This is a genomic window from Bacillus sp. 95MFCvi2.1, from assembly GCF_000374965.1.
Classification (GTDB): Bacteria; Bacillota; Bacilli; order Bacillales; family Bacillaceae_G; genus Bacillus_A; species Bacillus_A pseudomycoides.
Genome location: NZ_KB895690.1, coordinates 88,316 through 114,524 on the forward strand (window position 1 = coordinate 88,316; position 26,209 = coordinate 114,524).

Below are 26,209 nucleotides of genomic sequence, written 5' to 3' on the forward strand. Positions count from 1 at the left end.
TTTTCTTAAAGCACTACACTACATTAAAAAATAGTTGTAGACTGAAATAGAGTTCAATATACACCACCTTCATTTTGAAGTTGAAGGTGGTGTATATACGATTAAATATCTATTTCAAAGGGGTTAATTTTTCTTCTTGGTTTGTTACTTCAATAGAAATAGGAGGAAGTTTCTTATCCCCAATTACAACATACAAATTCCATTTACCGTTCTCAGGAAATTTCATACTTATTGCTTGATGTGAAATAAGCTTTATATTGTTTTTTTTAACAAAATGGCTTAGTGGTAGTAAGGATAAGTTAGTTTTTTCATAGAAAGAGTGGATAGATTGATCATAGTGGCTCATATGCTTTATGTCTGCAATTTGAATTTCTTGTTTTGTATTTGGATGAATAGCGGTAATTTTAAGTGGTTCATTAGCTATTTGTTTCTCAGTTCCCCATAGAAACCAATCATATGTTTCACCTTTATTTACAACTATAGGTTTCTTAATAAAACCTATCTGGTTTTCGATACCATACAAATCATAAATCCAATGTATACCTTGTTCATGTTCTCTAACTTCAAAAGATGATACATTTTTATTCTCATGTACAGCCTCAGTTGTTCCATTCCATCCAATGATACCTGTAACAAAGATCCCTATGCTAACACAACCTATAACAATATATGATTTGTATTTAGCCAGTAAGACCACCCCTTTCTAATTATGGTTATATTTTACAAAATAGGTGTGTATTTATTGTGAATTTAAAATCAATTATTCATATAATTTCTGTTCTTAGAACTGTCTTATTTCTCGTTTGAAAATCACATATTAGCTATTTAGTCTAATACTTTATATTATTTTTTATAGGTGGAAGCCAGTGTAACAATTTATAGTCTACAACTATTTTTGTGTAGAGTAACAATCTTTAGGAGATGAAAAGTTGTTATAGCATATAGTTGGAGTCTAATACATTTTTTAAAACTAACATGTGCTCCTCTACTATGTTTAAAATGCGCCAACTTCTTTTGCAAAAGAAGAAAAGAGAATTAAGCGAATATAAAGCGATAGGAATGAACCAAGATTATCTATATCTCTTGTATCAAGCTATACAGAAAGACACCCAAGAAATAACAAAGATTCTAATCCGTCTATTCCACTTACTACAGAAAAATGGGCGGAAATCTCATCGATATGAGAAGAAAACAGTCTTTGATATTATGGGTGTTGTCTATGAGTATAGTGGACTTAGAAAACAAAAGAAAGCTGCATAATCTTTAAAAATGATACCTATCTAGGTTTATTTAGCATGCTCATTTTTAATGAATAAAAAGTGTTTTAAGAGTGTTGTAGTTTATTTGAACGAAAGTTCATTTTGTTTCCGTTCTTAAGTTGATGGGCATGGGATGCCCCCCTTACGAAGCGGCAACGAAACCAGCACGTAAATATAAGAAGAAACAGATCAGCTAAGGGGGAACAGCCATGACAGTTAAAGAGAAAGCCAGATTAAGAGGTTTCTGGACACATAAACAAACTGGGCAGCATATCGCTGTAACGCGTGTGACGATGTATAGCGAGGTTCATGCGAGGAAAGTGGATTCGCTAGGTCATGAAGTGGGACCAAAGGAAATTATGTTGCTAAGAGATTCAAAGGAAGACTATGTGAAGGGCATGAGGTTATTTCACTTGCGAAAAATGTAAAAATATAACAAAGTGATACAAAAAAGCGAGAGATTAGGATGGGGGAATTAAACCAAAGCGTTATTTTACAGAAAAAGAACAGCTAGCAAAAGCTAACTGCTGTACTTAATTTATGGCTGATTCCAAAAAAGTGACATACCAACAAAATATAAAGTTATTAAAAGGAAAATTGCTATGAAAATAATTAAAGGAATCTTTATCCATAAAATTTTCATCAGTAGACCCCCTTTATTAAGAATATTAACATCTATCTAAAATTTGAACAAAATAGTTATTTAAATGCCAAAACCCTAACGGGGGAGTTAGGGTTTTGGATAAATATTATACATCATGATTAATTAGTCAGATGAATCGACATTAGAAATAACATCATATATTTTATAATATATTAATATACAAATGTTAAGAAAATGTGAAAAAGGAAGTTGAAAAGTGAACCGAAAGGAATATGCCGTTTATAAAGGTGAATCGCTCATATGTATCGGTACCATAAAGGAATGCGCTCAACATATGGGCGTGCTTCCTAAGACGATTCACTTCTATAAGACACCAGCATATCAAAGAAGATTGTCAGAAAGAAAGAATCCTAGGAATTACTTAACTGTTACGGAACTTGAGGAAGATTAGTATAAAAATTTCATTTTGTTTTAAAACAAAAACCCTAGCTCTGTACATACAGTGCTAGGGAGAAGGTATAACAGCTCACTTTATTTGTTCTTTTTTATTCTAACGTAATATTACGTTAGAAGCATCAGGTAAATGTAACCAATTGTATAACAAAGCAGCTAGCAAAAGCTAACTGCTTAGCCCTTAGGGGAAAGGGAGAAAGAGATTAGGGAACTACAGATTTGGATTATAGCTGTTTATCAGCCTACTTACAGTATGGACGGGATTTTGAGATTTATTCAGGGGGAGATACTTAAGGAATGCTTTTTAACTTAATGCATATCCAACAACCAAAGTAAGCGTTAAAAACACAGATAATAAAAATGTTAGTAGAACTGTTACTATGCTTCTAAGCATTGCTATCCAATTATTCATCTTAGAGAATCCTATAATGCCGGCAAAAAAGGTTCCTATTGTAAAAACTAGTAAAAAAAAATAAAGGGTGGACATGTATTAAATTCATAAAAAATTTAAACATTTCAGGCGAAACTTCAAAATACAAGCGGAATAAACCGATGCAAATTAATGAACAAATAAAGGACCATAGATTGATGTTATGTTTCATGTTTTCTCCTTCGTTGGCAAAGTAATTTTCATTTAATTTTAATGGAAAATATAAGAAAAAGATACTAGATATGAATTTGAATAAAGTTTTTAACAAAATAATCCTTTTAGAAGAAAGTGAGGAATAACAATGGGCTTAGGAAACCGAGGAATGGCATTTGAGATGCTTATCAATCTATTGAATGAAATGTACCAACGTGAGGGAGTAGCGCTTATAAACAAGCGTCCGACTCCTGTGAAGGTGTTGAAAAGTAAAGGTGGACGGGTGTTAAACGGATTCTATGAATCTAAAAGTACAGTGGATTATGACGGTGTTTATAAAGGACGAGCTGTTGCATTTGAAGCGAAATCAACACAAAGTCTTACAAGATTTGATTTAAGTAACATCGCACAGCACCAATTAGATTATTTGGAGAAAGCGGAGAAGATGGGAGCGGTGTGTTTCTTCCTTATAGAATTCAGTAAGGATCAGACAGTATTCCTTGTATCATCTTCAGTAATTCAATCTTATGTAAAGATGTCGCATCAGCCAAATGGGAAGAAGTCTATACCAAGAGCAGATTTCGATATTTATGGATACTTAGTGGATCAGACGGAAAGAGCGCCAGTTGATTACTTACGATATGTTGATGAATTAGCGGTTTAAATGGATAACGGAACCATGACTAACAGTGTGGTGGGGGCTGTATTGTAGTTATCGTTCCCTTATTCAGAAAATAAGTATTAAAATTTCACATACCTTATGTGATTGTAAAAACTAAAATTGAAATAGGGGGATTTAACATGACAGGCATTTACCAAGACTTAGGCGAAGAAATCGAAATGATGAAGATTCAATTGAAAGATTTGGAGATTGAGCATAAATATCTGTTGAAAAACATGGAAATGAATGCTCCTAAGTTTAATGGAGTGACGGATTATCGTGCGGAACGTGTTACTGGGGGACAAGTGCCTTTAGCATTAGATGAGATTGCAGGTCGTCATGATCGCATTATGGAGAAGTCACAGTACTTACAACAGCGTATTGCGGATAAACAGTCGGTGATGGGAGAATTGCGTTTTGTTATGAGTAAGAAGAAGGGGTTAGAGCAACAAATTGTATATATGCGTGATGTATTAGGGTTAACATTGAAAGAGATTGCTAGTGAGACAGGATATAGCTACCAACACATTAGACGAGTAAGTAGTAACATGAAGAAGTGCTACAATCATGCTACAAACGTGCAACACTGCTCTTGATTAATCACTGATATACTATTAGTAGTGAGAGGTGCACACGACCACCGTCTTGCGTCATGCCGTTTCATGTTTTCTACATTTGAAAATGGAATGGGGTGGTTCGCATGATTGAATGAATCGCACATTTCAAAAACTGTAGTACAAGAACAAAATCTTCGTCGATTTGAACGGCATTACACTTTTATCGATTACTCACGAATTTTCGATAAGCAGAGAGCTTCCGCTCTTTGTTTGAGCCAATACAGTGGTTATCCCCTCCGCCTAAATGTGTTGGTTCACGCAAGGCGTCGGAAGAAATGATACGTCTTGATATAGGTTAAAGGACCTTTATAAGAAAGGACCCATACCTCTCGAAGTTTACGGACTATAAACGAGAAGACTTTCGTTCTTCTCCAAGTCACTGACACGATATAGTATTGATGCGGTGACTTGGAGAAGATTGAGAGTAATCTTGACCTTGAATTGATTCATTTTCGAAATTCTCCTTTCGTGAATGTTTCTCCCATCCCTTTGGAAAGCTGTCACTTCGGTGATAGGTTCTTGTTTAGTTGAATAAAAGGATAATTATAGTTTTTGTTGAATAAATAGATTGGGAAAGGTGGAGAAATTATGCAATATGTAGAAATGTTGAAAGAATTAGCGATTGGAGGAATATATACCGAAAAACAAATTTCTAATTTGTTATGCAATAATAGAAAAGAATTAACTATTTTATGCGATTCTGTATCAAAATTCGGTGAATCTGAAACAGAAAGATTTCAAGTGATGGGTAAATATGAAATATACGTTCATAGAAATGAAGGTTACTCTTATCATGCACCATCAAGAAAGACAATGGTTTATGTTATAGAAAAGATTTAAAAGCATCCATAACGGTTGCTTTTTTCTTTGTTATATAGAAATTACACAATAAACGTAATTGAAGAATGATTTAGGTATAACACGAATTGATAAATCATAAAGTGATAAAGAACGGACCTCAACATGTTACCCCATATATTTCACGAGAGAGCACTTACTGGGGTAGTGCTCTCTTTCGTTTGCACATAAGGAAGTTCTTGGCATACAATATTAGGTCAACATAAATACACCATTACTCGCATAAAGAGCTCTATAAATAGGGATAGAGCTCTTTTATTTGCACCTTTTGAGATGGACAAGCATATATTATAGTGTGGGACAACCTCTCTCAGGTCCTATTCAATACTCATTGAAAACTCCTACACATTTGGGCATCTACTGATGTGGATGCTCTCTTTTTATGCACTATTCGAATAGTACAAGCATATACTGCTTGTACCTCATTAACTTTAGTAGCATTAACTTTCGTTAATGGGGATTCTCATAATCCTTTAAAGGGCGCTCGCGGAAACGGGTGCTCTTTTTATTTTGGACAAATGGACATTTGAATGGATGGATAATAATGTGGAAACTGAAACATTGGTTGATTAAAGTATTGGCAGGTAAAGATTCTGTTATGTTGAATATGGACGTTAGCGGAGAAATGGAAATAAATAATAAACCCGATAACAGAATGCTTATTAAACACAATACATTTAGAAATATATAAAAGAGGTGCAACTGTAGATGAGTTACACCACTTTTGTTTATTTTGTTTCATTTCCGCTAAATCCACCATCTTCTGATCTGACGCGCATGTTTTCTTTGTTACAACCTACAAATTTTCCGCATGAAGGACAATTTACTGTATTACCTGCTAGCATACTAGTATCAAGTGAATTCATGTCACCGAAGAAGATAGGAGATGGAAACCAAGTTTTGCAATTAGTACATTGGATTTCTAGAGTTTTTACTTTAGACATGTATTTCACCTCCTTCAAAAATACATACTTCGACTTTTGGTGACATAAATCCTGCTAGAATGTGGGGGGATTTAAAAGAGGTAATGAGATGTATATAACAATAACTATCTTAGGCGCTGCCGTGATCGGTACAGCGTCTTATTTGTTGTTAAGGGATGATAAGGGTGAACTAGATTTACAATTTGAAGATTAAATACGAATATTATTACTCTAAAATGCAGAATATAGACTAGTAAACAAGCCGTTTTTAACTTTTAATAATAGAATATGATGAATTCTATTATTAAGAGGAGGTAATCATATTTATGGGATGCAATGGTAATTTCAGACATTTCCGTGATTGTAATAGATTTTGGGATGATTTAATGTTTTGCAGACGCAGACATAGAGATTTTGATGACTGTCGTTGTAGACGTGACCGTGATTGCGATTGTGATGAATGTCGTCGCAGACGTAACCATCATCATGACTGTGATCGTGATAATCGTCGGGATTGGTAAAGTCCTTTGAATGAGTGCGCTTCTTCACAGCACTCTTTTTTTGTTTATGGGTTTTCTGAATTAATACTCATTAAATATGAAGAATCTAGTTGCAATTCGATTTAAGGCATAACAAACCAAACGAAAATAGAGATAGTTAACAAGGTGAAGTTTATGTAGGAAATAACGGTGTTTGGGTGCTGAAAATAGTGTAAAATCAGCAATGTATAAAGGGTACGGAAGGGTAACTTTCTCGAAAGTGGAACAAACGTTGATATGACGGCATATTTCCCAGAAATCTAGTTTACATAACCTTTATTATACCAGTGAAACCCCTTCAGTTTAAAGGTGAAGGGGTTTCTTGTAGAATTATATATAGATACACTTACTATTTGGCCCAGTACCAGCGTTGCTGTAACCAGGGACAAAGTAATTTGATTTGTAAAAGAACGAACGTTTTTGATTAAACTTAATTTTAAAGGTAAACTTTTTTCGTTTTTGAAATATGATTTTATCTTACCTTGGTGGCGATGGGGCATGGCCGACAAAATGATTATACGAACCAACCTAATTGTCCCTAGGTGTTGAAAAGTATTGCAGGATACCCTGTACAACCTTGCTTTGAATGTCACCATGATGTTGAAAGTGCACCAATTCATAGGACCAGAAGTGACATACTGTAGTATCTCCATTCTCTATCCATGGCTGTGTTTCTATGTGGTTTCCAGTCACATCTATTTGTTCAGATGTGTTAGTCTCAAAAATTGCGTACTTTAACCACCAATAGTAAAGCTTTTTCTTTAACTCTATAGATGTGTAAGGTTCGGGTAGAGTGAATACACCTACGTTTACAGTAGGTCCTAAAGTCGGATAATTAGTATGGTAAAACTGTACGTTTACAAACACAACTTTAAGGTGTTGCTCTGCAACCCTAACATACACTCTGCACATGAACTGGGGAAAGAACGTGTTAAACTGTTCCGTCGTTTGGGTTATACTTTTGCTGGTTTCGGAGCCAAGAGTGTTTCCAAACAAAGGCATCAAATTAAGCTTTGATAGTTGTGTGTCAACATCCCGTAGGATTAATATACTATTAGAATACATCTCTCTTACATTCTGAATAGACATCTTTAAAATCTCATTTGCATTCATGTGCATCTCCTCCATATTTCCAGTCTAGTGGTTCATGTGTTTGTAAGGAACTCCAATCAAGGGCGTTGTTAGAGTGGGTAACATATGCCCAGGTGCTAAATGTTACCGATTGAAGAGGAGTAGGCTGTGTAAAACAAACAAGCTCCTTCTTTTCTAGATATTGTCTTAAAATGTCCAGTATCCTTCTATCTTTGTTGATCATAGTGGAAGAATTCTGATGGATTGCGCTATAAAATTCTTTCCACGGCAACCAGTATAAATGATGTTTTTGGCCAGCATTAGATATTTGAATGCTGGAGGAACTTTGGTTTAACTCTTCAACTGGCAGGGCTGTATCATTAGTTAGGTAGAGTAAGATGGTTCCAGCTATTTCAGAAGGGTTAATAGAAAACGTCCTGTAAAACTCTTGTGTATGTATGTCTTCATATTCTCTAGCCAATTGGTCACGTTGTTGTACAGTTCTTTCCTCAATGGCTACAGTCTTATCTTCTTCGCTGGATTTCTTAGAGAAATACTTAGCTTCTATACAGACGACATACAGGGTTTCGGCAGCTGTCTTTAATAACACAATGACATCTGGTTCACTTAGCGGAAGCCGCGGCCAGAAATAGAATCGAGCATCCTGAAACTCCTCATTAAGCTGAGGATGCTGTCCCTCTGTGTTCATAGCTTTTTGTAAAACAGCTACAAGAAAAGCAGGGGAGGATAGAAACTGTAAAGAGCCGATTACCGAGGAGGTAAGTAAATCCTCACTGGTACTAGAGAACTTTGCATTAATCTCTGCCTGTAACATGAAAAACCTCCTTTTAGGAGTAATGTGTTGTTATAAATGAAAATTAAGGCTGTTTACTTGCATCAACTTTACCCTGGAGTTGTCCCCTCACCATCAACTTAAAGTAGTTAAGTACTCCGTATAGTTCAGATAAAACCCCTATCTACATACAGGTGATAAACCTTATTATATCAACGTTTTAACATGTGTATCAATCAACATTTTACAGCGAACCATCGATCGTGTTTTTGTATTTTCTCTAAACATACTTAAAGACCTGGATTTAAAATAAAGTTACGATGTTTCTATAATCTTTTAATAATAAATTAGTTGAAAATAAAATACTACATACTATACGCGAAAGAGTATAAAACAGAAAAATTATGTATAAAGGGTTGATTGGTTTTGGAGGAGGAAGAAGCTCATAGCGGGAGGCGTATCCGCAGATGCGTAGCATCGAGGACCTAAGAAAATAAGAATAATTAACTAAACAAGCGATTATAGATTAAATAAAATAATCAGCTATCTAGACAAACGGGTGAGTTATTCACTAATATATATCCTTAAAAATTTATTTTAGACTATAGGAAAAAATGGTAGACTGTTAAAAAATAGTTGTAGAATAATAAAGGTTTTTTCCATATGTGAAAACACCTTTTGCTAACATATATTCCGCTATCAGAAGTTTATCTTTTTAACTCTTTATAAATTTCAAGTTGAGCTTTAGAGCTATTAGCGAAATTTAACCAATCATTCCTCACATTACTTTTATTATCAGTAACCAAAAGTTCTACAATATCTAGATGTGAAACATTTGTTGTTATTGATTTTGTCACCCCATTAATTTTAGCACCTGACATATGCTTAGCCGTCTCATGATTTAGTGCAAAAGCAAAGTCAATTACAGTAGCGCCTTGTGGCAGATGAATAGGATCTAATTTAGGTGTAAATACAACGATGGTGTCTTGAAATAATTCAAATGATACTAAATCATAAAATTCGAGAGCGTCTTGAGTGACTAAATCATTAGTTATAATAAACTGGTCCATCAACTTATAAATAATATCTTGCATGTCCTTATCAGTTATACTTTTTGTGGGCAATTATTCGGAATTTTATGTATGCTGAATTAGATTATGGAGATTACACTTGAGGATGATATGAGTAATTATAAAATAGATGAACTGCATGAAGCTAAGTTTGTAGTATTTAATATTGGCTCAAACAAAATAATTTTATTCTACAATCCATCATCAACGCCAAAATTAATAAATGCTTTTTCAGAAGAGTTGTTAAACGGGCGAACTCATATTATCAATGAAGATGTTCAATTATGCTATACTCCCTATGTATTATTAAATTCGTCAGGAATGGCATATGGGGTGAATGTAAAGAAAAAAGTAATTAAAGAGTCGTTTAACCGCATTAATCCATATGAAACCCCAGAACTAGCAAACTGTACAAATCATTTTTGTTTGATGTGCATGACTGTATTCGATCTTACAGAAGATGCGGAATGGCTCCATTTAGCAGAACATTTGTATAGCAAATATTCAGGGGAGCACTTAACAGATGCTATTGTTTTCATTAATCAACTTCAAATCAAATTACGAAGAGAAAGGGTTATTACAGAAGCAGAAATGAGGAAACTATTTAAATTTAAACAAAGAAATACAGAAAATCTAGAAATGCAGTTTTGTGCCAACGTATTGTTGGGAAGTGCACGTGAAGCGAAATTATTATTCGAACAATTTGAAACGGCGGATCAGGAGCGTTATAAGGAGTTACCAATTTACAAACTCTTTAATGATATGAGTGCTACAGTACCTGTATAGTATCTATACTATACTACATCTCACAATGTGTAGCAGGTGTGAAATAGAGTAATTGAAATAGGATACATAAACATTTCTGATCTAGAAATTGTTCATGTATCCTATTTTTTATGTTATTTTAATGAGTTCAAATTATATATAACGTAAGAAATCTCTTTCTAAAAAAGTATCCATATCCTTGTCTTTCTACAATAATAAAGAAATATGGTAATGGAAAACTTCTGCCAGCGCTGTCCATCCTTTTATAATGAACTCTTCAATAGATACCAGAACGTATATTTGGTATAATCAAAACATGCTACTAGAAGCTTAATAGTATGGAAATTAAGCTTTGCAAGTATTAATAGAATAAGCGAACAATTTATACTTTGCAAAGTCATTGTTAGAAAGGAATAGATGAGATGAATCAAATTTCATTTGAAGATTTATTTGATGAGAATGTAGTGGAGGCGACCGAGATAGAAGTACCTTTATCTTCACTGCAGAAAGATATCTTGGAATTACTCAATTCTGAAGAAATAAGTGCAATGCAGCTATGTGAAAAATTAATACTATCAGGAAAAATACCTAATGAAAGATTCACAACCGATAAGCCTAAAGCTTACGGACAAGTATGCTTAATTCTTGAAGGTTTTGTTACTGAAGGAAAGCTTACTTTTATAAAAAATGATGAGAAAAGAGATAGATTATATAAAATGAAAGAAGAAGTTTCTTAATGCTTCAAAAGCGTATAATACCCAGATTAAATACGCTTAAAATAACGTGTTTTTTTATTTAAGTGGGTATAATTCTGTCATTTTTTATGACAGAATTATACCCACTTACTCTACGAATTTACTCTTTCTATATTATGCTTTACGCAGTCTAAGACTCCTTTTGCTTTCAAAATAAATAGACAGGAGAATAGAATGGGATATCAATATGAAATATTTATGTTTTGGTATGTAGGTTTTATTTTCTGGGTGTTACTATTAATTTCTTTAATAACTTTTATTGTCGCTATAAAACGAGAATCTTGGATAATGACACTTGTCAGCCTCATTTTAATAATTCCTAATGTTATATTCATGCTAATAGATAAGTTGGAATTAATTATATATCTAGCTTTAATTTTACCTATCTTACAAATTTTAATGGTAGTTAAATTTATAAAAAAAGGCATGGGTTTAACATGAAAAGTTAAAAAAGTTAGAGAGGGAATTTTCAGTCATAGAAGCAGCTTGATTATGCGTATCTGCATTTCGAATTTAAAGTTAATTTTAAGGATAGTCCTAGATCTTTAAATTTTATTGAAAATATCGTGTATTTGTTGATTTGAAATAAAGTTCAACCGTTTTGAAATTATCAATACCTAAAACGTAAAAAGTCATAAAAAATAAAGGGTGATACATATGATACATATTAGTCATGTATAATATGTATCACCCTTGTAATTCTTGTTCCACAATCGCGCCCTTTAATGGAATAAATAAAACATGGTCTCAATCTTTAAATTCAATTAATTCTTCTTTCACTATAGCACCCGTTACTTTAAGTACAATTCTTCACATACTTTAAAATATAAAAGGTTGATCATCTATTTTGAACAGATATTCTAACATTCATTCTTATAAATTATGTAGTTGCTAAAACTAATAATTTTCATAAGGTTGAATAAAAACCTCATTTACTTTATGATACGGTTCTCCGTTGTATATCTAAATGAGTTTTTTTCTCTTTTATAAATATCCTAACAACGCATTTAAGCAATCATTTTCCATCCTACTAAGTAGTTTACGGGCTTGTTCGATAATTCTATTTATAAAAATTCGCTCCTTTTTTATTGACAGAAAATTCAAATTCATTATATAATTTTTGGTATTACCAATGTCTTTAACATGTATTACCATAAAATAAAGGGGACGATGGTTTGAAAGAAAAGGAACGCTCCTCAGATAAAATTGAGAATGAATTAATTAGCTCCATATTGGCTGGTGTTTATTCTGTAGGAAGTACTTTACCGCCGGAAAGAGAGCTTGCGAAAGAATTTGGTGTTGGTCGCCCAACTATTCGGGAGGCGCTTCAACGTTTAGGAAGGAGTGGATGGATAACAGGGAGAAAAGGAATGCCAGCGCGTATTAATGATTATTGGAGCAATGGGAATCTAACGACACTTATTAATATTGTTGAGAATCATCATACCATTACAGATGAATTTATTATGTACTTATTAGAATTTAGAAGTTCGTTGACTCCGACTTATATTCGTGATGCTGTTACGTTTAATCAACCTAAAGTGGTTGCTCTCCTTGCCAATCTTGAGCAGCTTGAAGATAGTGCAGAAAGCTATGCAGCATTTGATTGGGATTTGCAAAAAAGGTGTGCTGGGCTTGCGGCCAATCCGATCTTTCTACTCATTTTAAATAGCTTCGATTCCATTTATGTAGATATGGGGAAAAGATATTTTTCTGTAAAAGATCATCGTGGGTTGTCCTTCAACTATTACCACGACTTATTAAAAGCTGCATTAAAGGGAGATGCAATTGAAGCGGAAAGATTGTGTAAGACAACAATGGAGAAAAGCTTGGCTCTCTGGAAAGATAGAAAAAAATAAAGAAAGCTGGAGGCGTAATAAATGAAACTAAAATATTTTAAAGAATATTTTTCCTACCCTGATATATTGATCATGAGCTGTTTTTTCCTCATTAGCTTTGGATTTATGATTCTACATTTAATCTCTATCGGAATTTGGGGTGCTTTTATTTTGGGAATGATTATGTATTCCGTAGCTGAGTACGCTACTCACAGGTTTATTTTTCATCTAAAGCCACCAAAGAATGCATTTTTATTAAAAATGCTTAAGCGCCTACATTATGACCACCATACAAATCCGAATGAATTACATTTATTATTTTTACCCTTATGGTATAGTGTACCCAACATTGCAATTGCAGGAGCAATTTTTTATTTTCTTTCATCCAGCTTTTTCATGACAAACGCATTTATTGCAGGTATTATGCTCTTTTTATTATTTTATGAGTGGAAGCATTATATCGCGCATCGCCCCCTTCAACCAATATCACCATGGGGGCGCTGGATGAAAAAGGTTCATTTATGGCATCACTTCAAAAATGAAAATTACTGGTATGGTGTTACGAACCCAGCCTATGATTTTCTCATGGGCACCTTTAAAGACCAAAAGGATGTTGCCCAAAGTAAAACTGCTAAAAATCTAGAAAAACGTGGTGACCAGAAAATAGAATTATAAAAATAATCCATTGTCATCATCCTGGAAATGTCGAATGAATTTTGCAGCTTCGACATTTCTCAGGGAGTGACAGGCATTTTTTCCTATTGAGTAGTAAGTATGGTAATAGATTGCATAAGACTCGTTTGAAAGTTTTTCTTACCGAAAAATGCATCGCGTTTGCCCCAGTGATTTCTTTAGCGACTCGTTCCAGAAGAATCTTTGTATCAACAGAAAATTTCCGCGTAAAGCTATGGCACCTGACAATGTTATTGCGGAGAAACTCGGAATATTCAGGCGTGAAAGCATGACGAATACAGCCCCTCATCCCTGCATAACCATAGGAAATCTCCGATGCGGCCCGATAAAACAAAATCATCCCGTCAGCACGGCTTGATTCAGGGTGCAACCTGAGTTCCGTAATATACGAAACTAAGCGCTTCACCACTACTGTCCCTTGCTCAGTCGCTTCCCACCATTCTAATAAACGCTGTTGTTTCTCTTCAGTCATCCATGTATAACTTGTTCAACAAACCTTTATAATCTTTTTTTACTTCCCAAAAATAATCAAAAAACTGCTTTAGGGCATAACAGTATGTTTTTAGTGTATTGCTGCTTTTTTCTGCTGCATCTAAATACTTCAAATACTTCATCACCGGAACTAAAGGCATTCCTCCTTCATCAAAAAGTAATACCTTTTCTTACTACCATCAAGTAACACTTCCTGTACTTTCATAACATCCTCCACCTTAAAACATAAGATCATATAGTAAACATATTAAACTAGAATTTTTAAATATAGTTTATAATTCTAATATGTATTAAAAAGAGGATATTAGCTCTTATATTGAACTAACTATCCTCTTATAATCATAGTACAGTTAATTAAAAAAATGTCTTAGCGTGGGTTTTATATCATTTGATTGGCGGGACCCCATCACTATCAAGCTAAGATTTTGAAGTACCCCCAAAATGAAAATTTTCTTTCTCTACAGTTAGTTATTTGGAGAAGTTAGTGTTGGTTTAAATAAAGTTTGATCAAAAATGTTTTGCAAATCCTTATTTAGTGAGAATCAAAAAGAAATCATTTTGAAAATAGATTAATCAAGATGGTTTCTTTTTGTGTATTGCATAGGGATTTAGTAGGGTCATTTTAATTAAACTTTATCCCAGTGCTATAGATAACGGCGCACCTTGAAATAAAATAGGGTGTGATGTTTAGTGGTTTTTACATTTTAATAATTGTATATAAATAAAATATGCTATAGAGCACCGAAATATAATGGTATGATATTACTGTAGTTCATAATTTATACAGAAAAGGATAGGGATAGAATATGCTATATTCCAAAAAGTTAGTAGGTATGAGTTTGATAGTATCACTTACGATAGGTGGGCTAAGTGCTTGTAATACATATGTAGATTCATCGAAAGTAAAGCAAGGAAGTGTATCTAAAAAGAGTGATAATGCAAATAGACCAGCTGAAGCTCTAACAGCTTACATGAATGCGGGCTTCTATGATAAAGACATAGACAAAATGAGTAAATTAACAGGTGAAGATGGAAAACAATTTAATGAAGCGATGGCGGAAAAGGTTAGAAAAGCAATCCTATATAATTATGAAGGCGTATCTAGTATTACAGAAGAATCAGTAGATAACTATTTCAAAAATTTTAAAGAAGCAATACGGCAAAAAGTGAAATTTGAAACGAATGTTGTATATATAGACGGAGAAGGTAAAACTGCAGGAGTGGAAATAAAATCAAAGCCAATATTGATATCAAGTTTGAGAACAAAAGTTGAAGATGAGCAAAAAAGAATATTAAGTGAAAACCCATCAATATCTAACCCAAAATTAATAAAGCAACTACATGATTATTCATCTTCAATATTACTTGAAGCAGATATATCTTCTACGGAAGAATCGGTAAGGGTTGATATGTATAATAAAGGTGACGATAAGTGGCATATAAATGGAGAGGATATAACGAAACTTCCAAGGATTTTATATAAACCATAATATATTATTAAACTCTTTATAAAAAAGATACTATTAATTCGATATACAGGTTTACTCAAACGATTTTCGAATTTTCTGTATTGTGAAAGGTAAGAATTTTTCTTGGAGCGAAGTTATGCAGAAACAACATATTGTGGGAACTATTGTAGGTTTGAAAAAAAGTTTGATTAAAAACACCTCACAAACCCGTATTGTACGATAATAAAAAGAATCCATTTTGAAAAAAAGTTTGATCATTATCTAATCCTTATTCAACAGCACAGACAGCTTTCGCTAAATAAAACTATGTCCAGAGAACAGTATTTGAAATTCACGATATAACATGTTGGTAAGTTATATCCCTTAATATGGGATGTAAGGTTTGATGAGGGGAAACTCAAAATAGGTTTCCTTCTTGGTATATATAGTAAACGTTCTTTTCCGGTTATTTCTTCATCTTTTGATCCATTTAGTATTGTTCCGATGATCATGATTTCTTATTTTATGTTAAAGGAAGTTTTAGTCTTTCAAAGTGGAACAGTCCCTGCTCCGTTTACAATGCGAGTTCTGTTTCAAATTAGTATTCTCACATGCTTGGCTGTACCGACTGTCATGCTGTATACGGCACAAGAGGTCCTGTAAAAAGAGAAGAGTTTATGATGGCAGCAATGGTTCTTGGAGGAAGTAAATGGCATCAATTATGTCGACATGTTTGGCCACATCTTTTGCCATCTTTTTTCTTACTGGTTGCGCAGCAATTTGTTAGCATGTTATTGCTACTTTTACATCTTGGTTTACTCCATTGGTTTTTTGGAGGAACTATATCATATAGCGGTGATACAGATAGTGTGACGAAGGAGTGGACAGGACCGATTGGACAAAATTTCCGTCATTTGACCACACATACTTGGATCGTTCTGGTACTGATTTTTTTCATATCCTGACAATTTTGGAAGGGGATCTTATAAGTAATAGTCTACAAAGGGCGATTGGAATAGGAAATCTGAGGAGAAGGAAAGTAGGAGAGAAAGAAGAGAAAGTTGAGAAACAGGCGAAAAGTGAAAGAGAAGATTTTTCCTTCCATCAAGAAGTATCTAAATAAAAAAGATAGATGAGAACAATCTGTTTTCATCTATCTTTTTTCGATTTTACAAAGGTGGTAAATCAATTTTTCCTTCTTCAAATAACTCTTTTAGCATATGTTTCGTATATCCGGCAGCTTGCCCAAATGTAATTTTTGCAGGCATTGGTGCTTCATTTACATCTACTACTACATCAATAATACATGGCTTATCTTGTTTTACTGCATTTTCAAAAGCAGGGAGAAGTTCATCTAAGTGTTCTACACGGTAGCCAACTCCACCGCATGCTTCAGCATATTTTGCAAAATTAGGGTTTGTTAAATCTGTACCAAACTCAATATTTCCCATTACTTCTTGTTCGAATTTAATCATTGCAATCTTATGGTTGTTGAGTACAACAATCACAATTGGTAATTTATATTTTACTGCAGTGACAAAATCATTCATTGTCATTCCAAATCCACCATCACCACAAATTGCAAAGACTTGTTTATCTGGATAAGCGATTTGACCAGCAATTGCTCCAGGTAGACCACATCCGAGTGTAGCGAGCCAACTAGAGATGATAAATTGTTGATTCGTCATCCGAAAATGACGAGCAGCCCATACTGTTACATTCCCAACATCTACTGATAAAATGGCATCATCATGAGCGACATGTTGCAAGGCATGCATAACTCTTTGTGGTTTAATTGGAGTAGAAGAGTCCTCTTCTTGATTATGCAATTTTTCTTCCCATTTCTTCATCAGTTCTTGATGATATTCTAGGAATGAATGATCCTCATGCTTCTCCACATTTTCTAAAAACCATTTCAATGTTTTATCTGCATCACCAGCTAATCCGATATCTGTCGCATAACGCTTCCCAATTTGTGCAGGATCCGTATCAATATGAAGCGTTTTTGCTTTTTCGGGTAAAAAACCAGTGAAAGGGTAAGAAGTACCAATCATGATTAATGTATCTGCATGCTTCATTGCTTCGTAAGATGGTTTTGTTCCAATTAACCCTAATCCGCCTATACAAAGGGGATGTTCATCAGGAATAATTCCTTTAGCTGGAAGTGTTAAAACAATTGGTGCGCCAATATGTTCTGCGAATGCAAGTAAAGATTCCTTCGCATGTTTTGCTCCTTTTCCAGCTAAAATAACAGGTTTTTTTGCGTTATTTAATGCTAGCTTTGCTAACTTTAGATCCTCTTCTTGCGGAAAGAGTTCGGGTAATGTAAAAGAAGAACTTGTTATACGTGCGCCAGCTTCTACTTCAAACTTCGGAACATCATCTGGTATGGTAAGAACAGATACACCTTTCTTTGTATATGCCATACGAATCGCTTGGTTTACAACCGCAGGGAGTTGTTCTGCTGACATAATTCGTTGATTATAAACAGCGACATCATCAAACATTCTTTCTAAGTTTACCTCTTGGAAAAATCCTGTTCCGAGTAAATCTGATTCAACTTGACCTGTAATTGCGAGAACGGGTGCTTGATCTAGTTTTGCATCATATAATCCATTTAGTAAGTGGATCGCACCAGGCCCAGCGATAGCCATACAAACGCCTAATTTTCCTGTTAATTTTGCATAAGATGCAGCCGCTAATGCACCGGCTTCTTCATGGCGAACTTGAATGAATTTAATTTGGTCTTGTTTTTTTCGAAGTGGCTCAATAATAGAATTGATCGAATCACCGGGCATACCGTAAATGTGATCAACGCCCCATTCGATAAGCAAATCAACAAGCGCTTCACCTGCTGTTTTTCGAAACATGAAAGATCCTCCTTACATACTGTGATACTACTATGTTTCGAAAAAAAAGGTAAAATATACAAATAATAAATAAAAGTGCAGTTCTAATGGTGTCCTGCGAAGAATGTAAAGGCTGTTATGAGTAAAAAACCGCTCATAGACCAGGATAAGAAGGGAAGTAAAGCGAGGTGTTTCTTCGCTTTCCAAAGCATTTCATGTATTGTGACATATCCTAAAGAACCGATTGCACTTCCCATTATCATCCCTTGTAAATGAATCGCTTTCCCGTTCATCATCCCAAAGATTGTGCCAGTGCCGAGGATAATTGATAATAACAGAATTGTTAATAGAAATGAGAGATATTTATGCTGTGTAAATAAAAATGGAATGATTAAAGCTAATCCTTCTGGAATATGGTGTATAACAATCGCAAATAAGAAGGGAATGGCAGTTTCATTATGGTTTGTAAAAGCAGCGCCTAATGCAAAGCCGCTCGGCATATTGTGAATAAAAATAGCGAAGGAGAGAAATAAAAAAGTTTGCCATGCTTGCTGGTCTTTTTTATGTATGATAGGGTGATGGCAATAATTATCTAGTAAACTCATAATTAATAAACCAATGGCAATTCCGAGCATAGGACCCATGATTTCATAGCTTGAAAAAGTTTCTGGAATGATTTCTAGTGATAATAGACCGAGTAAGATACCGCCGCATAGCGCATATAAACGATGCATTTTCTCTTCTATCAGTTGACGTGTGGCAAGTCCGACAGCGCCACCTAATAGTAATCCACCAAACGAAAAAAACGTAACGATCATCGGAATCCATAATCGTTCCATAGAATCACACTCCATTTTTATGGCCTTCATTTTCAGCTTACTGTGTGAAAGGGGAGATTAGTCCAAATTATTTGGAAGTAATTCTAGATTATTGAGATTCGAAGTATCCGAATAATATGGTGAAAAAATCGTTAGTCTGAAACAACGGGAGATTGTATTTGTTTTAGAGAAAAGCGAGTCTGTTCATATACAATCCAATCAGAATATATTGATAGCTATTGAATCAACTTGAACTTGTAGAGTTTTCTAATGAAATGTAATGATTGATATCTGTAAGTAGAATTTGTATAAAAAATTTCAAAATGATAGACTTTCAAACTTGTGAGATATTTATTCGAATACATGGTTTATATGAAAAAAAGGGGGAATAAGGTGAAAAATAAATTATTATTTGCTTGTTAAAAAGCAAAAATACTTTTGATTTGAAGAAGTTTAAAAAGAATCTACTTTTAATATTACAGACGAGGGATTATGTATCGAGATCAGAATTAAAATAAACTAAAAAGGGCAAATATATTAAACTTACATAATATGTTGATTGCTTTTTTCTATAAGAAGTTGAAGACAGTTCTTCAATCACATTAATGTTGTCTTTTCATTCAATCCATGATGTATACACTTCTCTTATATAAAACATAAAACGTTCATTATTTAAAAAAGTAATTCTTATAATGATAGGAGCAAGTATTAAGTAATGTAAGGATTTTTGGATATTTTGTAGAATTTTATAATTATCAAGCACTTAATCAGCTTTTTGAAGAACATTTATCCCGCTATTTGTGGGCAGACCCCTACCTCAAAATTCAACAAAAGCAAAGAAGTTGGGTGGGGGATCAACTGCCTGTAAAAGCCCGATTGGTCAGGCTAATAATCAGTAGGATGCTTACTACCCATAAATACATACCAAAATTCACCTGTTAAAGGGGGATATAGTTTTGACAATTAAAAAGGAGACAAATCTTAATTCACCGCTGCAATCCAAAGAAACAAGTGGAAATGTGCTTTCAACAATTACACAGTTGCCTAGTATATACGTGATTTTTGTTTTTGGCTTACTGATTTCCAGGGTTGGTGATTCCCTTTATACGTTTGCCCTTCCTTGGATTGCCTATGAGTTGACTGGTTCAGCAGTAATAATGAGTTCTCTTTTTGCTATTGGTGTGCTACCCATTGTTTTATTTGGTCCAATAGTAGGAGTAGTGGTAGATCGTTGTGACCGACGAAAATTAATGTGGACCGCTGATCTAGGATGTATTGCTTTGGTAGCATTCATTCCCATTCTTCATATGCTAGGTCTTCTCCAAATCTGGCATCTATACGTTGTTTCTTTTATTTTAGCAATACTATCCATGTTGTTTGATGTAGCTACTGTTACAGTAATTCCACATATCGCAGGTCAGTCGTTAACAAGAGCCAATTCGGCATACCAAATGGTTAATCAAATTGCTAGTTTAACAGGACCCGCATTAGCGGGCATTATAATTGCTGTAATAGGAGGACTTAACGCTCTCTGGATAAATGTCCTCTCTTTTGTAGCTACTTTAATTGTAGTCTTGCTATTACCAAAAATCGAAAAAAGAAAACCCATGGATAAAGCGGGAAATCTATTGGGGAACCTAGGGAACGATATGAAAGAGGGATTTAAATGGCTATTAAATGATCGTCTTAACCTTGCTTTATCTTTTCAAGCAATGGTAGGTAACTTTGGCGCTAGTGCCATACTGGGAGCACTTATGTATTACTTGCTTTCAACATTACACTTATCTGCTGAACAAAGTGGTCTTAATTATACGTTGATCGGAGTAGGTGGCCTTTTAGGAAGTATCATTGTTGTTCCGCTCGAACAACGTTTCAGACGTGGAATTCTTATTCCTGTTCTTTTAGGTATAGGTGCGATTGGATTGACCTATGCCATATGGAGTAAATATTGGCTTGCACCAGGTATTGCATTTGGTATTGCTATGATTTGTAATATAGCTTGGAATACCATTGTAGCATCGGTCCGACAGGAAACTGTACCTACCGATATGCAAGGAAGAGTTTTAGGATTCTCAAGAGTGCTTACCCGTCTGGCTATGCCGTTAGGAGCATTAGCGGGTGGAGTGATTTCTGACTTTAACCCAGTTGCAATATTTATACTAGCATCAGCTACAAAGTTCATTGAAGTCATAATTGCACTTACGAGTCCTATACGTAAACTATGAGTATTTGATTCAGATGAAAATCCATTAGAATGTTGTCAAGGGCATATTCAATCGGATATTAAGATACCTAGAGTATAAATCTAACGTAAATCCAACTGAGAATTTTGGTGAGAGTGCAATGAAGCTTCAATGTAAAGATACCAAAGGGAATTTATATACAGAATATGTTATTGGATATTTTGAAAGAGGTTATTCTGGAAATGCTGTAATAACGATAAAATTTGTTGATGCAAATGGAAAACTTGACATAGAAATCAAAGATACTACATCTTTATATTAAAATGTACAATTCTCCAATTCTTCCTCGTTTCTTTATCAATCTTGAGGTGAGAGTCCTACTGCCTGTTAATATGGGATAAAATAATAACCTGTTACTAAAAAAGTATATGATAGTCAAGACGCATAGATGAAAAATGTATTCGAAATGAGTAGTAGTTGTATTGAAATTTTTGGGGGGAATATTTTGAAACGCTATTTTATCAATAATGGGAACATAGATGTACATATTACAGAATGGGAGAGTAAAAATAATCCCGTAATTTTTTGTTTACATGGATTAGGAAGCACGAGTCTTAGTTTTATAGAAATTGCTGAGCAGCTCAAAGCGGAGTATAGATTGATTTCAATTGATGTGCCTGGACACGGTAAAACTTCTCCGTTTGAAAGTGCTGAAGAATATGAAATGCCTCGTTTGGCAACATGGTTAAACGACCTATTGAATCATCTTGAAATTGAACAATTTTATTTCTTATCACATTCTTGGGGAAGTTTGGTGTCTTTGTTTTATTTGATGGAATACCCCGAAAGAGTAAAAGGTAGTATTCTCATAGATGGAGGATATCAAACAAAAAGACTTAAAGAAGAAACTGTAGAAGAAGAAATAGCTTACTATGAAAAAGATTTTGAAGAATATGTATTTAATGATTGGAAATCTTTCTTCAAAAGTGAAAAAGCAGCATATACAAGATGGTCTGCCTTGTTAGAACTGGCCGTAAAAGGCCTGGGTTTAGAAAATGACAATAAAGTGTATTGGCATGCAAGAGGTGTAACAGTCGGTCATATCATTAAAGCTATGCATAAACATGAAACAATAGATATTTATGAAAATTTGCCGTCCAACATCCTATTATTAAGGGCTACATTACCCAATAGCTGGGATGCATATAGAAGTAAGACAGCAAACATATTTAAACAGAAAACAGGAGGAACAGTAAAATTAATTCCTAATACTACTCATATGCTACATTGGGATAAACCAGAGGTTGTAGTGGAAGAAATAAGAAAGTGCTGGTCTCATTCTTATTAAACAAATAGATGTTTTAGTTGAATAAGTCAAAGGAAAAATCGATTCCTTTCAAGTTCAGGGAATCGATTTTTTAGGTGTGTGAATTCAATAAGGATATTATTACTTGTTATATCTTTTTTACATATTGAAAATGAGAATAGAACTCTTAATTTAGTGAATGAAAATGTTAAAATTATAAATATTAAATCAATAAAAAGTGATAGATATATTTGATTCTGTATCATAGGAATTTAGAATAGTAATCAAAAGCAATTATTGAATTAAAGGGGATAAAAATAACAGGGAGGGGATAGCCATGATTTATGTAATTAGACATGGGCAAACAGATTTGAACAAAGAAGGAAGACTGCAAGGGAGATTAGGATTACCATTAAATGAGTATGGTATAGAACAAGCAGAATGTTTAAGAGATAAGCTTAAACATATAAAATTTGATTATGTATTTTCTTCTCCGCAAGAAAGAGCAGTTGAAACAGCAGAAATCGTAACGGGTATAAAAGCAATAACCGATAAAAGACTTGATGTTTTTGATTTAGGAGAGGCAGACGGATTAAGAAAAGACGAAGTAAAAATGGCTGGAGGTGCTCCTGATTCTAGAGCTTATAATGGAGTTGAGGATAGTAACAGCTATGTGCAAAGAATTTTTAACTTTATGCATGATCTTGAAGTGAAATATAGAAAAAGAGAGTTAAATATTTTGTTATCTGGACACAGGTGTACAACTGGCTGTATCGGTGCTTATTTTGAGGGGATTCCAGAAGACAGAAATATTTTAAAGTTTTCATCCAATAATGGAGAATATAAAGTATGTAAATTTAATCGTAACTCGTGATATAAAGGGTTATGAAATATTGTATTTTTGGGTTTAATGTTAACGTTAATGTTAATTGAATAAACTAAAACGCAAAAAGGCATCTGCTGATTCCCAGTGGATGCCTTTTTAGTATTGAGAATGCGGGGGCAGATTTTATAAATAATAATGGTAATAGTTAACCCCCTATTTTACTTTTGATTGCCATACCCTATGTTCAGCAAACAGTTTCTTTCTTATTACTTAAAAATCTTTCGCAAAATTTTAATTTTGTTCCTATACGGTGGAAATACAAACCCTAAATCTATCCTTGAGCTTTTCTTTAAAATGCTTTTACGATGTGTAAAAGTATCAAAACTATGTTTGCCATGATAGGAACCGAACCCTGCATTTCCTACTCCACCAAAGGGTAAGTGGAGATTAGCCATATGTGACATTGTATCATTGACGCATCCTCCTCCAAAAGAAATTCGTCCTAATACCTGTTTTTCAACATTTTTATTTTCAGTAAACACATACAAGGCTAACGGTTTAGGATGGTTGTTAACCATGTGAATGACCCCATCTAAATCGTTGTACTCCATAATTGGTAAAATTGGTCCGAAAATTTCTTCTTTCATAGCTGCATCATCCCATGATTTTACTTCAAGAAGTGTTGGTTCAATATATAAATGACTTCTAGATGAATTTCCACCAAATATTATATGATTTTGGTCTTTTTCTAATATAGAAATAAGTCTATCAAATTGTCTCTCATTGACAATTCGACCATAATCATTGCTTTTTGATACATCCGATCCATAAAAGCGGGTGATTATTTCTTTCATCTTCGAAATTAGTTTTACCTTAACAGATTTGTGTGCAATAACATAATCGGGTGCAATACAGGATTGCCCAGCGTTTATGAATTTTCCCCAGATAATACGTTTGGCTGCTATATCGAGGTTAGCTGTTTCATCGACAATAGCTGGTCCTTTTCCACCAAGTTCTAATGTTACTGGTACAAGATTTTTTGCCGCGGCTTCCATGACAATTTTTCCAACTTGAACGCTACCAGTAAAAAAGATATAGTCAAATGGTGCATGAATTAATAAAGAAGTTGTTTCTCTGTCTCCTTCAATTACACGAATATATTGCTTATCAAACGTTTCACTTATTATTTTGTTAATTACAGTTGAAACATTTGGTGCATTTTCTGAAGGTTTGAGAACTACACAGTTTCCTGCCGCAATTGCCCCAATAAGAGGTTCAATTAATGATTGGAATGGATAATTAAAAGGTCCAATAATTAGCACTGTACCATATGGCTCTTTTATTATGTAGCTTTTGGAAGGTAAAAAGTGAATAGGTGTTTTTACTTTTTGTGGTTTCATCCACTGTTTTAGGTATTTCATTATAAAGTTGATACTGTTTAATGTGAAACCAATTTCTGCAGCATAAGCTTCAAACTCGCTTTTGTGTAAATCTTGATATAATGCGCTCAGCACTTGATTTTCATATTGTTGAATAGAAATTTTTAATTTTTCTAACTGTTTAAGGCGGAATTGAAGACTTTTTGTATAATCATTATGGGAAAATTGTCTATGCTCTTGAATAAGTTGTTGAATATTATCAACCATTAGGAAATCCCTCCAATAGAAAGAAAATATTTAAATACTATGTATATCAATTATAGAGAGTATTTGCTCCATATATTCTATTCACTAATGCATCCGTTTGCTGAAAAAAGCTACTGTTAAACTAAGGGTGGTTATCTTAGAATTGGGTAAATTCGATAAATATTACATAGTATTTCAAAACATGCTCTTCATATTTGCTTTTATATCAAGGTTAAAACCGTTAATTTAATCAAACTTTACTTTAAAGCTACACGTGAACGTTTTTGTATTAATAATAAGAAAGAAATTATAGATAGAATATTTTATTTCAATATTCTTTAATTTTTTTATAAACACAGTAACTGCTATGATTTTTTTATTAGGAGGGGATTTGTGGTGAATATCGTACTAATACAGAAAGATGATGTTCCTTATGTTATTATGGGAAAAGATTTAAGCACTATATAATAGCGAATATCTCATATTTGTAGGAAACTATAAAACAAAAAAGAAGACTTGCTACTAAGAGCTTCTTTTTTGTTAGAATTTTAAACATTTAATCTAAATGTACCGTGCAATTATATAATTCTGGATCCCATCCGTTCTCTATTTTTATAATTTTAGTTATTGATGTATTTTTAGGAGATTCTATCATGCTCAAATGAGGTACTAATTCTTTGAGAAGCTGCTTAATGAATGAGCCATGACTAACGATTAAGATGTTTTTGTTAGGATATTTATATGTAATTTCTTCAATAAAAGGTATAGCTCTTGCTTTAACGCTATCAGCACTTTCGATTCCTAAATCAAGCTCTCTCCAATTATCTCCCCACTTCGAAATTCGTTCGTCTTCGGTTGTTCCTTCAATTTGTCCACCGCTTACTTCGCGAAGTCTAGGCTCTAAATGGATTTGTATATTTTCAATGTTTTTTTCTATTGCCTCAGCAGTTTGTTTCGCTCTTAATAAATCGCTAGAGTAGATTACATCCCACTTCTCTGTAGCTAAACGTTCTGCAAGTTTATAAGCTTCAGATAATCCAGCTTGATCAAGTGGAATATTTGAATTTCCTTGTGCTCTACCTTCTTTATTCCAATGTGTGCTGCCATGCCGGATAATACCGAGTGTAGTCATATGAAAACCTCCAAACTATAGTTTTTAGAAAAATAAAAATCATTCCGT

24 protein-coding genes and 6 pseudogenes are annotated in these 26,209 nt (G+C 33.9%); 18 read left to right on the forward strand and 12 right to left on the reverse strand.

Annotated features, from left to right (window positions below):
• Window positions 1–109 precede the first annotated feature (109 nt).
• Window positions 110–523 (reverse strand): hypothetical protein, encoded by a 414-nt coding sequence (locus tag C568_RS0100385; protein WP_231398607.1) that lies wholly within the window; start codon window positions 521–523, stop codon window positions 110–112.
• Between the two features lie 452 nt (window positions 524–975).
• Between C568_RS0100385 and C568_RS0100390 the strand changes: the two are divergent.
• The 3 genes and pseudogenes from C568_RS0100390 to C568_RS0100405 all read left to right on the forward strand — a co-directional run.
• Window positions 976–1,260 (forward strand): annotated as a pseudogene (locus C568_RS0100390) (IS4 family transposase); the annotation flags it as partial.
• 208 nt (window positions 1,261–1,468) lie between these two features.
• Entirely contained in the window at window positions 1,469–1,687 is a 219-nt protein-coding gene (locus C568_RS0100395) for a hypothetical protein (RefSeq protein WP_018780424.1), read from the forward strand.
• Window positions 1,688–2,119: 432 nt separating this feature from the next.
• Entirely contained in the window at window positions 2,120–2,314 is a 195-nt protein-coding gene (locus tag C568_RS0100405; RefSeq protein ID WP_018780426.1) for a hypothetical protein, read from the forward strand.
• 306 nt (window positions 2,315–2,620) lie between these two features.
• On the opposite strand, the pseudogene C568_RS35045 reads toward C568_RS0100405, so the two are convergent.
• A pseudogene (locus tag C568_RS35045) lies at window positions 2,621–2,918 on the reverse strand (hypothetical protein).
• Window positions 2,919–3,047: 129 nt separating this feature from the next.
• Between C568_RS35045 and C568_RS0100410 the strand changes: the two are divergent.
• From C568_RS0100410 to C568_RS0100425, 3 genes and pseudogenes are all read left to right on the forward strand, one after another.
• Window positions 3,048–3,551: pseudogene (locus C568_RS0100410) on the forward strand (Holliday junction resolvase RecU); the annotation flags it as partial.
• Window positions 3,552–3,700: 149 nt separating this feature from the next.
• Window positions 3,701–4,156: a hypothetical protein gene (locus tag C568_RS0100415; protein WP_018780428.1), complete on the forward strand. Its 456-nt coding sequence runs from the start codon at window positions 3,701–3,703 to the stop codon at window positions 4,154–4,156.
• A 609-nt stretch (window positions 4,157–4,765) separates the two neighbouring features.
• The gene (locus tag C568_RS0100425; protein WP_018780430.1) at window positions 4,766–5,017 is read left to right on the forward strand and encodes a hypothetical protein; all 252 of its coding nucleotides are present in this window, start codon (window positions 4,766–4,768) and stop codon (window positions 5,015–5,017) included.
• Between the two features lie 746 nt (window positions 5,018–5,763).
• Here the strand turns inward: C568_RS0100425 and C568_RS0100435 are convergent.
• Window positions 5,764–5,979, reverse strand: a complete 216-nt coding sequence (locus C568_RS0100435; RefSeq protein ID WP_018780432.1) for a hypothetical protein — start codon at window positions 5,977–5,979, stop codon at window positions 5,764–5,766.
• 305 nt (window positions 5,980–6,284) lie between these two features.
• Here C568_RS0100435 and C568_RS32435 point away from each other — a divergent pair, with 305 nt between their 5' ends.
• On the forward strand, window positions 6,285–6,479 hold the full coding sequence (locus C568_RS32435) for a hypothetical protein (protein ID WP_078212172.1): 195 nt from the start codon (window positions 6,285–6,287) through the stop codon (window positions 6,477–6,479).
• A 546-nt stretch (window positions 6,480–7,025) separates the two neighbouring features.
• Here C568_RS32435 and C568_RS0100445 read toward each other — a convergent pair.
• The 3 genes and pseudogenes from C568_RS0100445 to C568_RS0100455 form a co-directional block, all read right to left on the reverse strand.
• Window positions 7,026–7,610, reverse strand: coding sequence for a hypothetical protein (locus C568_RS0100445; RefSeq protein WP_018780434.1), 585 nt, complete (start codon window positions 7,608–7,610; stop codon window positions 7,026–7,028).
• A complete protein-coding gene (locus tag C568_RS0100450; protein WP_006097518.1) occupies window positions 7,597–8,403 on the reverse strand; it encodes a hypothetical protein in 807 nt (268 codons plus the stop codon). The genes C568_RS0100445 and C568_RS0100450 overlap by 14 nt, the downstream gene beginning before the upstream one ends.
• A gap of 665 nt (window positions 8,404–9,068) precedes the next feature.
• Window positions 9,069–9,479, reverse strand: a pseudogene (locus C568_RS0100455) (TGS domain-containing protein); the annotation flags it as partial.
• A gap of 39 nt (window positions 9,480–9,518) precedes the next feature.
• Between C568_RS0100455 and C568_RS0100460 the strand changes: the two are divergent.
• From C568_RS0100460 to C568_RS0100480, 5 genes are all read left to right on the forward strand, one after another.
• A complete protein-coding gene (locus C568_RS0100460; RefSeq protein ID WP_196813653.1) occupies window positions 9,519–10,217 on the forward strand; it encodes a hypothetical protein in 699 nt (232 codons plus the stop codon).
• 401 nt (window positions 10,218–10,618) lie between these two features.
• A complete protein-coding gene (locus tag C568_RS0100465; RefSeq protein ID WP_003204444.1) occupies window positions 10,619–10,933 on the forward strand; it encodes a DUF3895 domain-containing protein in 315 nt (104 codons plus the stop codon).
• A 192-nt stretch (window positions 10,934–11,125) separates the two neighbouring features.
• Complete coding sequence (locus tag C568_RS0100470; RefSeq protein WP_018780437.1) at window positions 11,126–11,392, forward strand: hypothetical protein; 267 nt, start codon at window positions 11,126–11,128, stop codon at window positions 11,390–11,392.
• Between the two features lie 734 nt (window positions 11,393–12,126).
• Complete coding sequence (locus C568_RS0100475; protein ID WP_018780438.1) at window positions 12,127–12,810, forward strand: GntR family transcriptional regulator; 684 nt, start codon at window positions 12,127–12,129, stop codon at window positions 12,808–12,810.
• Window positions 12,811–12,831: 21 nt separating this feature from the next.
• Window positions 12,832–13,464: a sterol desaturase family protein gene (locus C568_RS0100480; RefSeq protein ID WP_003204448.1), complete on the forward strand. Its 633-nt coding sequence runs from the start codon at window positions 12,832–12,834 to the stop codon at window positions 13,462–13,464.
• Window positions 13,465–13,480: 16 nt separating this feature from the next.
• Here the strand turns inward: C568_RS0100480 and C568_RS36340 are convergent, their stop codons facing one another.
• Together C568_RS36340 and C568_RS36345 are read right to left on the reverse strand one after the other, a co-directional pair.
• The gene (locus C568_RS36340) at window positions 13,481–13,954 is read right to left on the reverse strand and encodes a hypothetical protein (RefSeq protein WP_018780439.1); all 474 of its coding nucleotides are present in this window, start codon (window positions 13,952–13,954) and stop codon (window positions 13,481–13,483) included.
• A gap of 19 nt (window positions 13,955–13,973) precedes the next feature.
• Window positions 13,974–14,179, reverse strand: a pseudogene (locus C568_RS36345) (transposase); the annotation flags it as partial.
• Window positions 14,180–14,807: 628 nt separating this feature from the next.
• Here C568_RS36345 and C568_RS0100495 point away from each other — a divergent pair.
• Window positions 14,808–15,464 (forward strand): DUF5105 domain-containing protein, encoded by a 657-nt coding sequence (locus C568_RS0100495; RefSeq protein ID WP_231382350.1) that lies wholly within the window; start codon window positions 14,808–14,810, stop codon window positions 15,462–15,464.
• Between the two features lie 381 nt (window positions 15,465–15,845).
• Window positions 15,846–16,545: pseudogene (locus C568_RS32440) on the forward strand (ABC transporter permease subunit); the annotation flags it as partial.
• A 46-nt stretch (window positions 16,546–16,591) separates the two neighbouring features.
• On the opposite strand, the gene C568_RS0100505 reads toward C568_RS32440, so the two are convergent.
• Both C568_RS0100505 and C568_RS0100510 read right to left on the reverse strand, forming a co-directional pair.
• Window positions 16,592–18,292, reverse strand: a complete 1,701-nt coding sequence (locus C568_RS0100505; RefSeq protein WP_006097527.1) for a pyruvate oxidase — start codon at window positions 18,290–18,292, stop codon at window positions 16,592–16,594.
• Between the two features lie 83 nt (window positions 18,293–18,375).
• Complete coding sequence (locus C568_RS0100510; RefSeq protein WP_018780441.1) at window positions 18,376–19,110, reverse strand: ZIP family metal transporter; 735 nt, start codon at window positions 19,108–19,110, stop codon at window positions 18,376–18,378.
• Between the two features lie 971 nt (window positions 19,111–20,081).
• Here C568_RS0100510 and C568_RS0100515 point away from each other — a divergent pair.
• The 4 genes from C568_RS0100515 (at window position 20,082) to C568_RS0100530 (ending at window position 23,452) form a co-directional block, all read left to right on the forward strand.
• Window positions 20,082–21,314: an MFS transporter gene (locus C568_RS0100515; RefSeq protein ID WP_050774453.1), complete on the forward strand. Its 1,233-nt coding sequence runs from the start codon at window positions 20,082–20,084 to the stop codon at window positions 21,312–21,314.
• 118 nt (window positions 21,315–21,432) lie between these two features.
• Complete coding sequence (locus C568_RS34530) at window positions 21,433–21,594, forward strand: hypothetical protein (protein ID WP_003204467.1); 162 nt, start codon at window positions 21,433–21,435, stop codon at window positions 21,592–21,594.
• 183 nt (window positions 21,595–21,777) lie between these two features.
• Window positions 21,778–22,620: an alpha/beta fold hydrolase gene (locus C568_RS0100525; protein ID WP_018767014.1), complete on the forward strand. Its 843-nt coding sequence runs from the start codon at window positions 21,778–21,780 to the stop codon at window positions 22,618–22,620.
• Window positions 22,621–22,915: 295 nt separating this feature from the next.
• A complete protein-coding gene (locus C568_RS0100530; protein ID WP_018767015.1) occupies window positions 22,916–23,452 on the forward strand; it encodes a histidine phosphatase family protein in 537 nt (178 codons plus the stop codon).
• A gap of 218 nt (window positions 23,453–23,670) precedes the next feature.
• Here the strand turns inward: C568_RS0100530 and C568_RS0100535 are convergent, their stop codons facing one another.
• Together C568_RS0100535 and C568_RS0100540 are read right to left on the reverse strand one after the other, a co-directional pair.
• The gene (locus C568_RS0100535; RefSeq protein ID WP_006097531.1) at window positions 23,671–25,050 is read right to left on the reverse strand and encodes an aldehyde dehydrogenase; all 1,380 of its coding nucleotides are present in this window, start codon (window positions 25,048–25,050) and stop codon (window positions 23,671–23,673) included.
• Window positions 25,051–25,585: 535 nt separating this feature from the next.
• A complete protein-coding gene (locus C568_RS0100540) occupies window positions 25,586–26,161 on the reverse strand; it encodes a histidine phosphatase family protein (protein WP_006097532.1) in 576 nt (191 codons plus the stop codon).
• Window positions 26,162–26,209 lie beyond the last annotated feature (48 nt).

What these genes read in the sequence shown, in the direction of transcription:
- C568_RS0100395 (WP_018780424.1), top strand. Translation starts at nt 1,469, where the DNA reads ATGACAGTTAAAGAGAAAGCCAGATTAAGAGGTTTCTGGACACATAAA.
- C568_RS0100415 (WP_018780428.1), top strand. Translation starts at nt 3,701, where the DNA reads ATGACAGGCATTTACCAAGACTTAGGCGAAGAAATCGAAATGATGAAG.
- C568_RS0100425 (WP_018780430.1), top strand. Translation starts at nt 4,766, where the DNA reads ATGCAATATGTAGAAATGTTGAAAGAATTAGCGATTGGAGGAATATAT.
- C568_RS0100435 (WP_018780432.1), bottom strand. Translation starts at nt 5,979, where the DNA reads ATGTCTAAAGTAAAAACTCTAGAAATCCAATGTACTAATTGCAAAACT.
- C568_RS32435 (WP_078212172.1), top strand. Translation starts at nt 6,285, where the DNA reads ATGGGATGCAATGGTAATTTCAGACATTTCCGTGATTGTAATAGATTT.
- C568_RS0100445 (WP_018780434.1), bottom strand. Translation starts at nt 7,610, where the DNA reads ATGAATGCAAATGAGATTTTAAAGATGTCTATTCAGAATGTAAGAGAG.
- C568_RS0100450 (WP_006097518.1), bottom strand. Translation starts at nt 8,403, where the DNA reads ATGTTACAGGCAGAGATTAATGCAAAGTTCTCTAGTACCAGTGAGGAT.
- C568_RS0100460 (WP_196813653.1), top strand. Translation starts at nt 9,519, where the DNA reads ATGGAGATTACACTTGAGGATGATATGAGTAATTATAAAATAGATGAA.
- C568_RS0100465 (WP_003204444.1), top strand. Translation starts at nt 10,619, where the DNA reads ATGAATCAAATTTCATTTGAAGATTTATTTGATGAGAATGTAGTGGAG.
- C568_RS0100470 (WP_018780437.1), top strand. Translation starts at nt 11,126, where the DNA reads ATGGGATATCAATATGAAATATTTATGTTTTGGTATGTAGGTTTTATT.
- C568_RS0100480 (WP_003204448.1), top strand. Translation starts at nt 12,832, where the DNA reads ATGAAACTAAAATATTTTAAAGAATATTTTTCCTACCCTGATATATTG.
- C568_RS36340 (WP_018780439.1), bottom strand. Translation starts at nt 13,954, where the DNA reads ATGACTGAAGAGAAACAACAGCGTTTATTAGAATGGTGGGAAGCGACT.
- C568_RS0100495 (WP_231382350.1), top strand. Translation starts at nt 14,808, where the DNA reads ATGAGTTTGATAGTATCACTTACGATAGGTGGGCTAAGTGCTTGTAAT.
- C568_RS0100505 (WP_006097527.1), bottom strand. Translation starts at nt 18,292, where the DNA reads ATGTTTCGAAAAACAGCAGGTGAAGCGCTTGTTGATTTGCTTATCGAA.
- C568_RS0100510 (WP_018780441.1), bottom strand. Translation starts at nt 19,110, where the DNA reads ATGGAACGATTATGGATTCCGATGATCGTTACGTTTTTTTCGTTTGGT.
- C568_RS34530 (WP_003204467.1), top strand. Translation starts at nt 21,433, where the DNA reads ATGAAGCTTCAATGTAAAGATACCAAAGGGAATTTATATACAGAATAT.
- C568_RS0100530 (WP_018767015.1), top strand. Translation starts at nt 22,916, where the DNA reads ATGATTTATGTAATTAGACATGGGCAAACAGATTTGAACAAAGAAGGA.
- C568_RS0100535 (WP_006097531.1), bottom strand. Translation starts at nt 25,050, where the DNA reads ATGGTTGATAATATTCAACAACTTATTCAAGAGCATAGACAATTTTCC.
- C568_RS0100540 (WP_006097532.1), bottom strand. Translation starts at nt 26,161, where the DNA reads ATGACTACACTCGGTATTATCCGGCATGGCAGCACACATTGGAATAAA.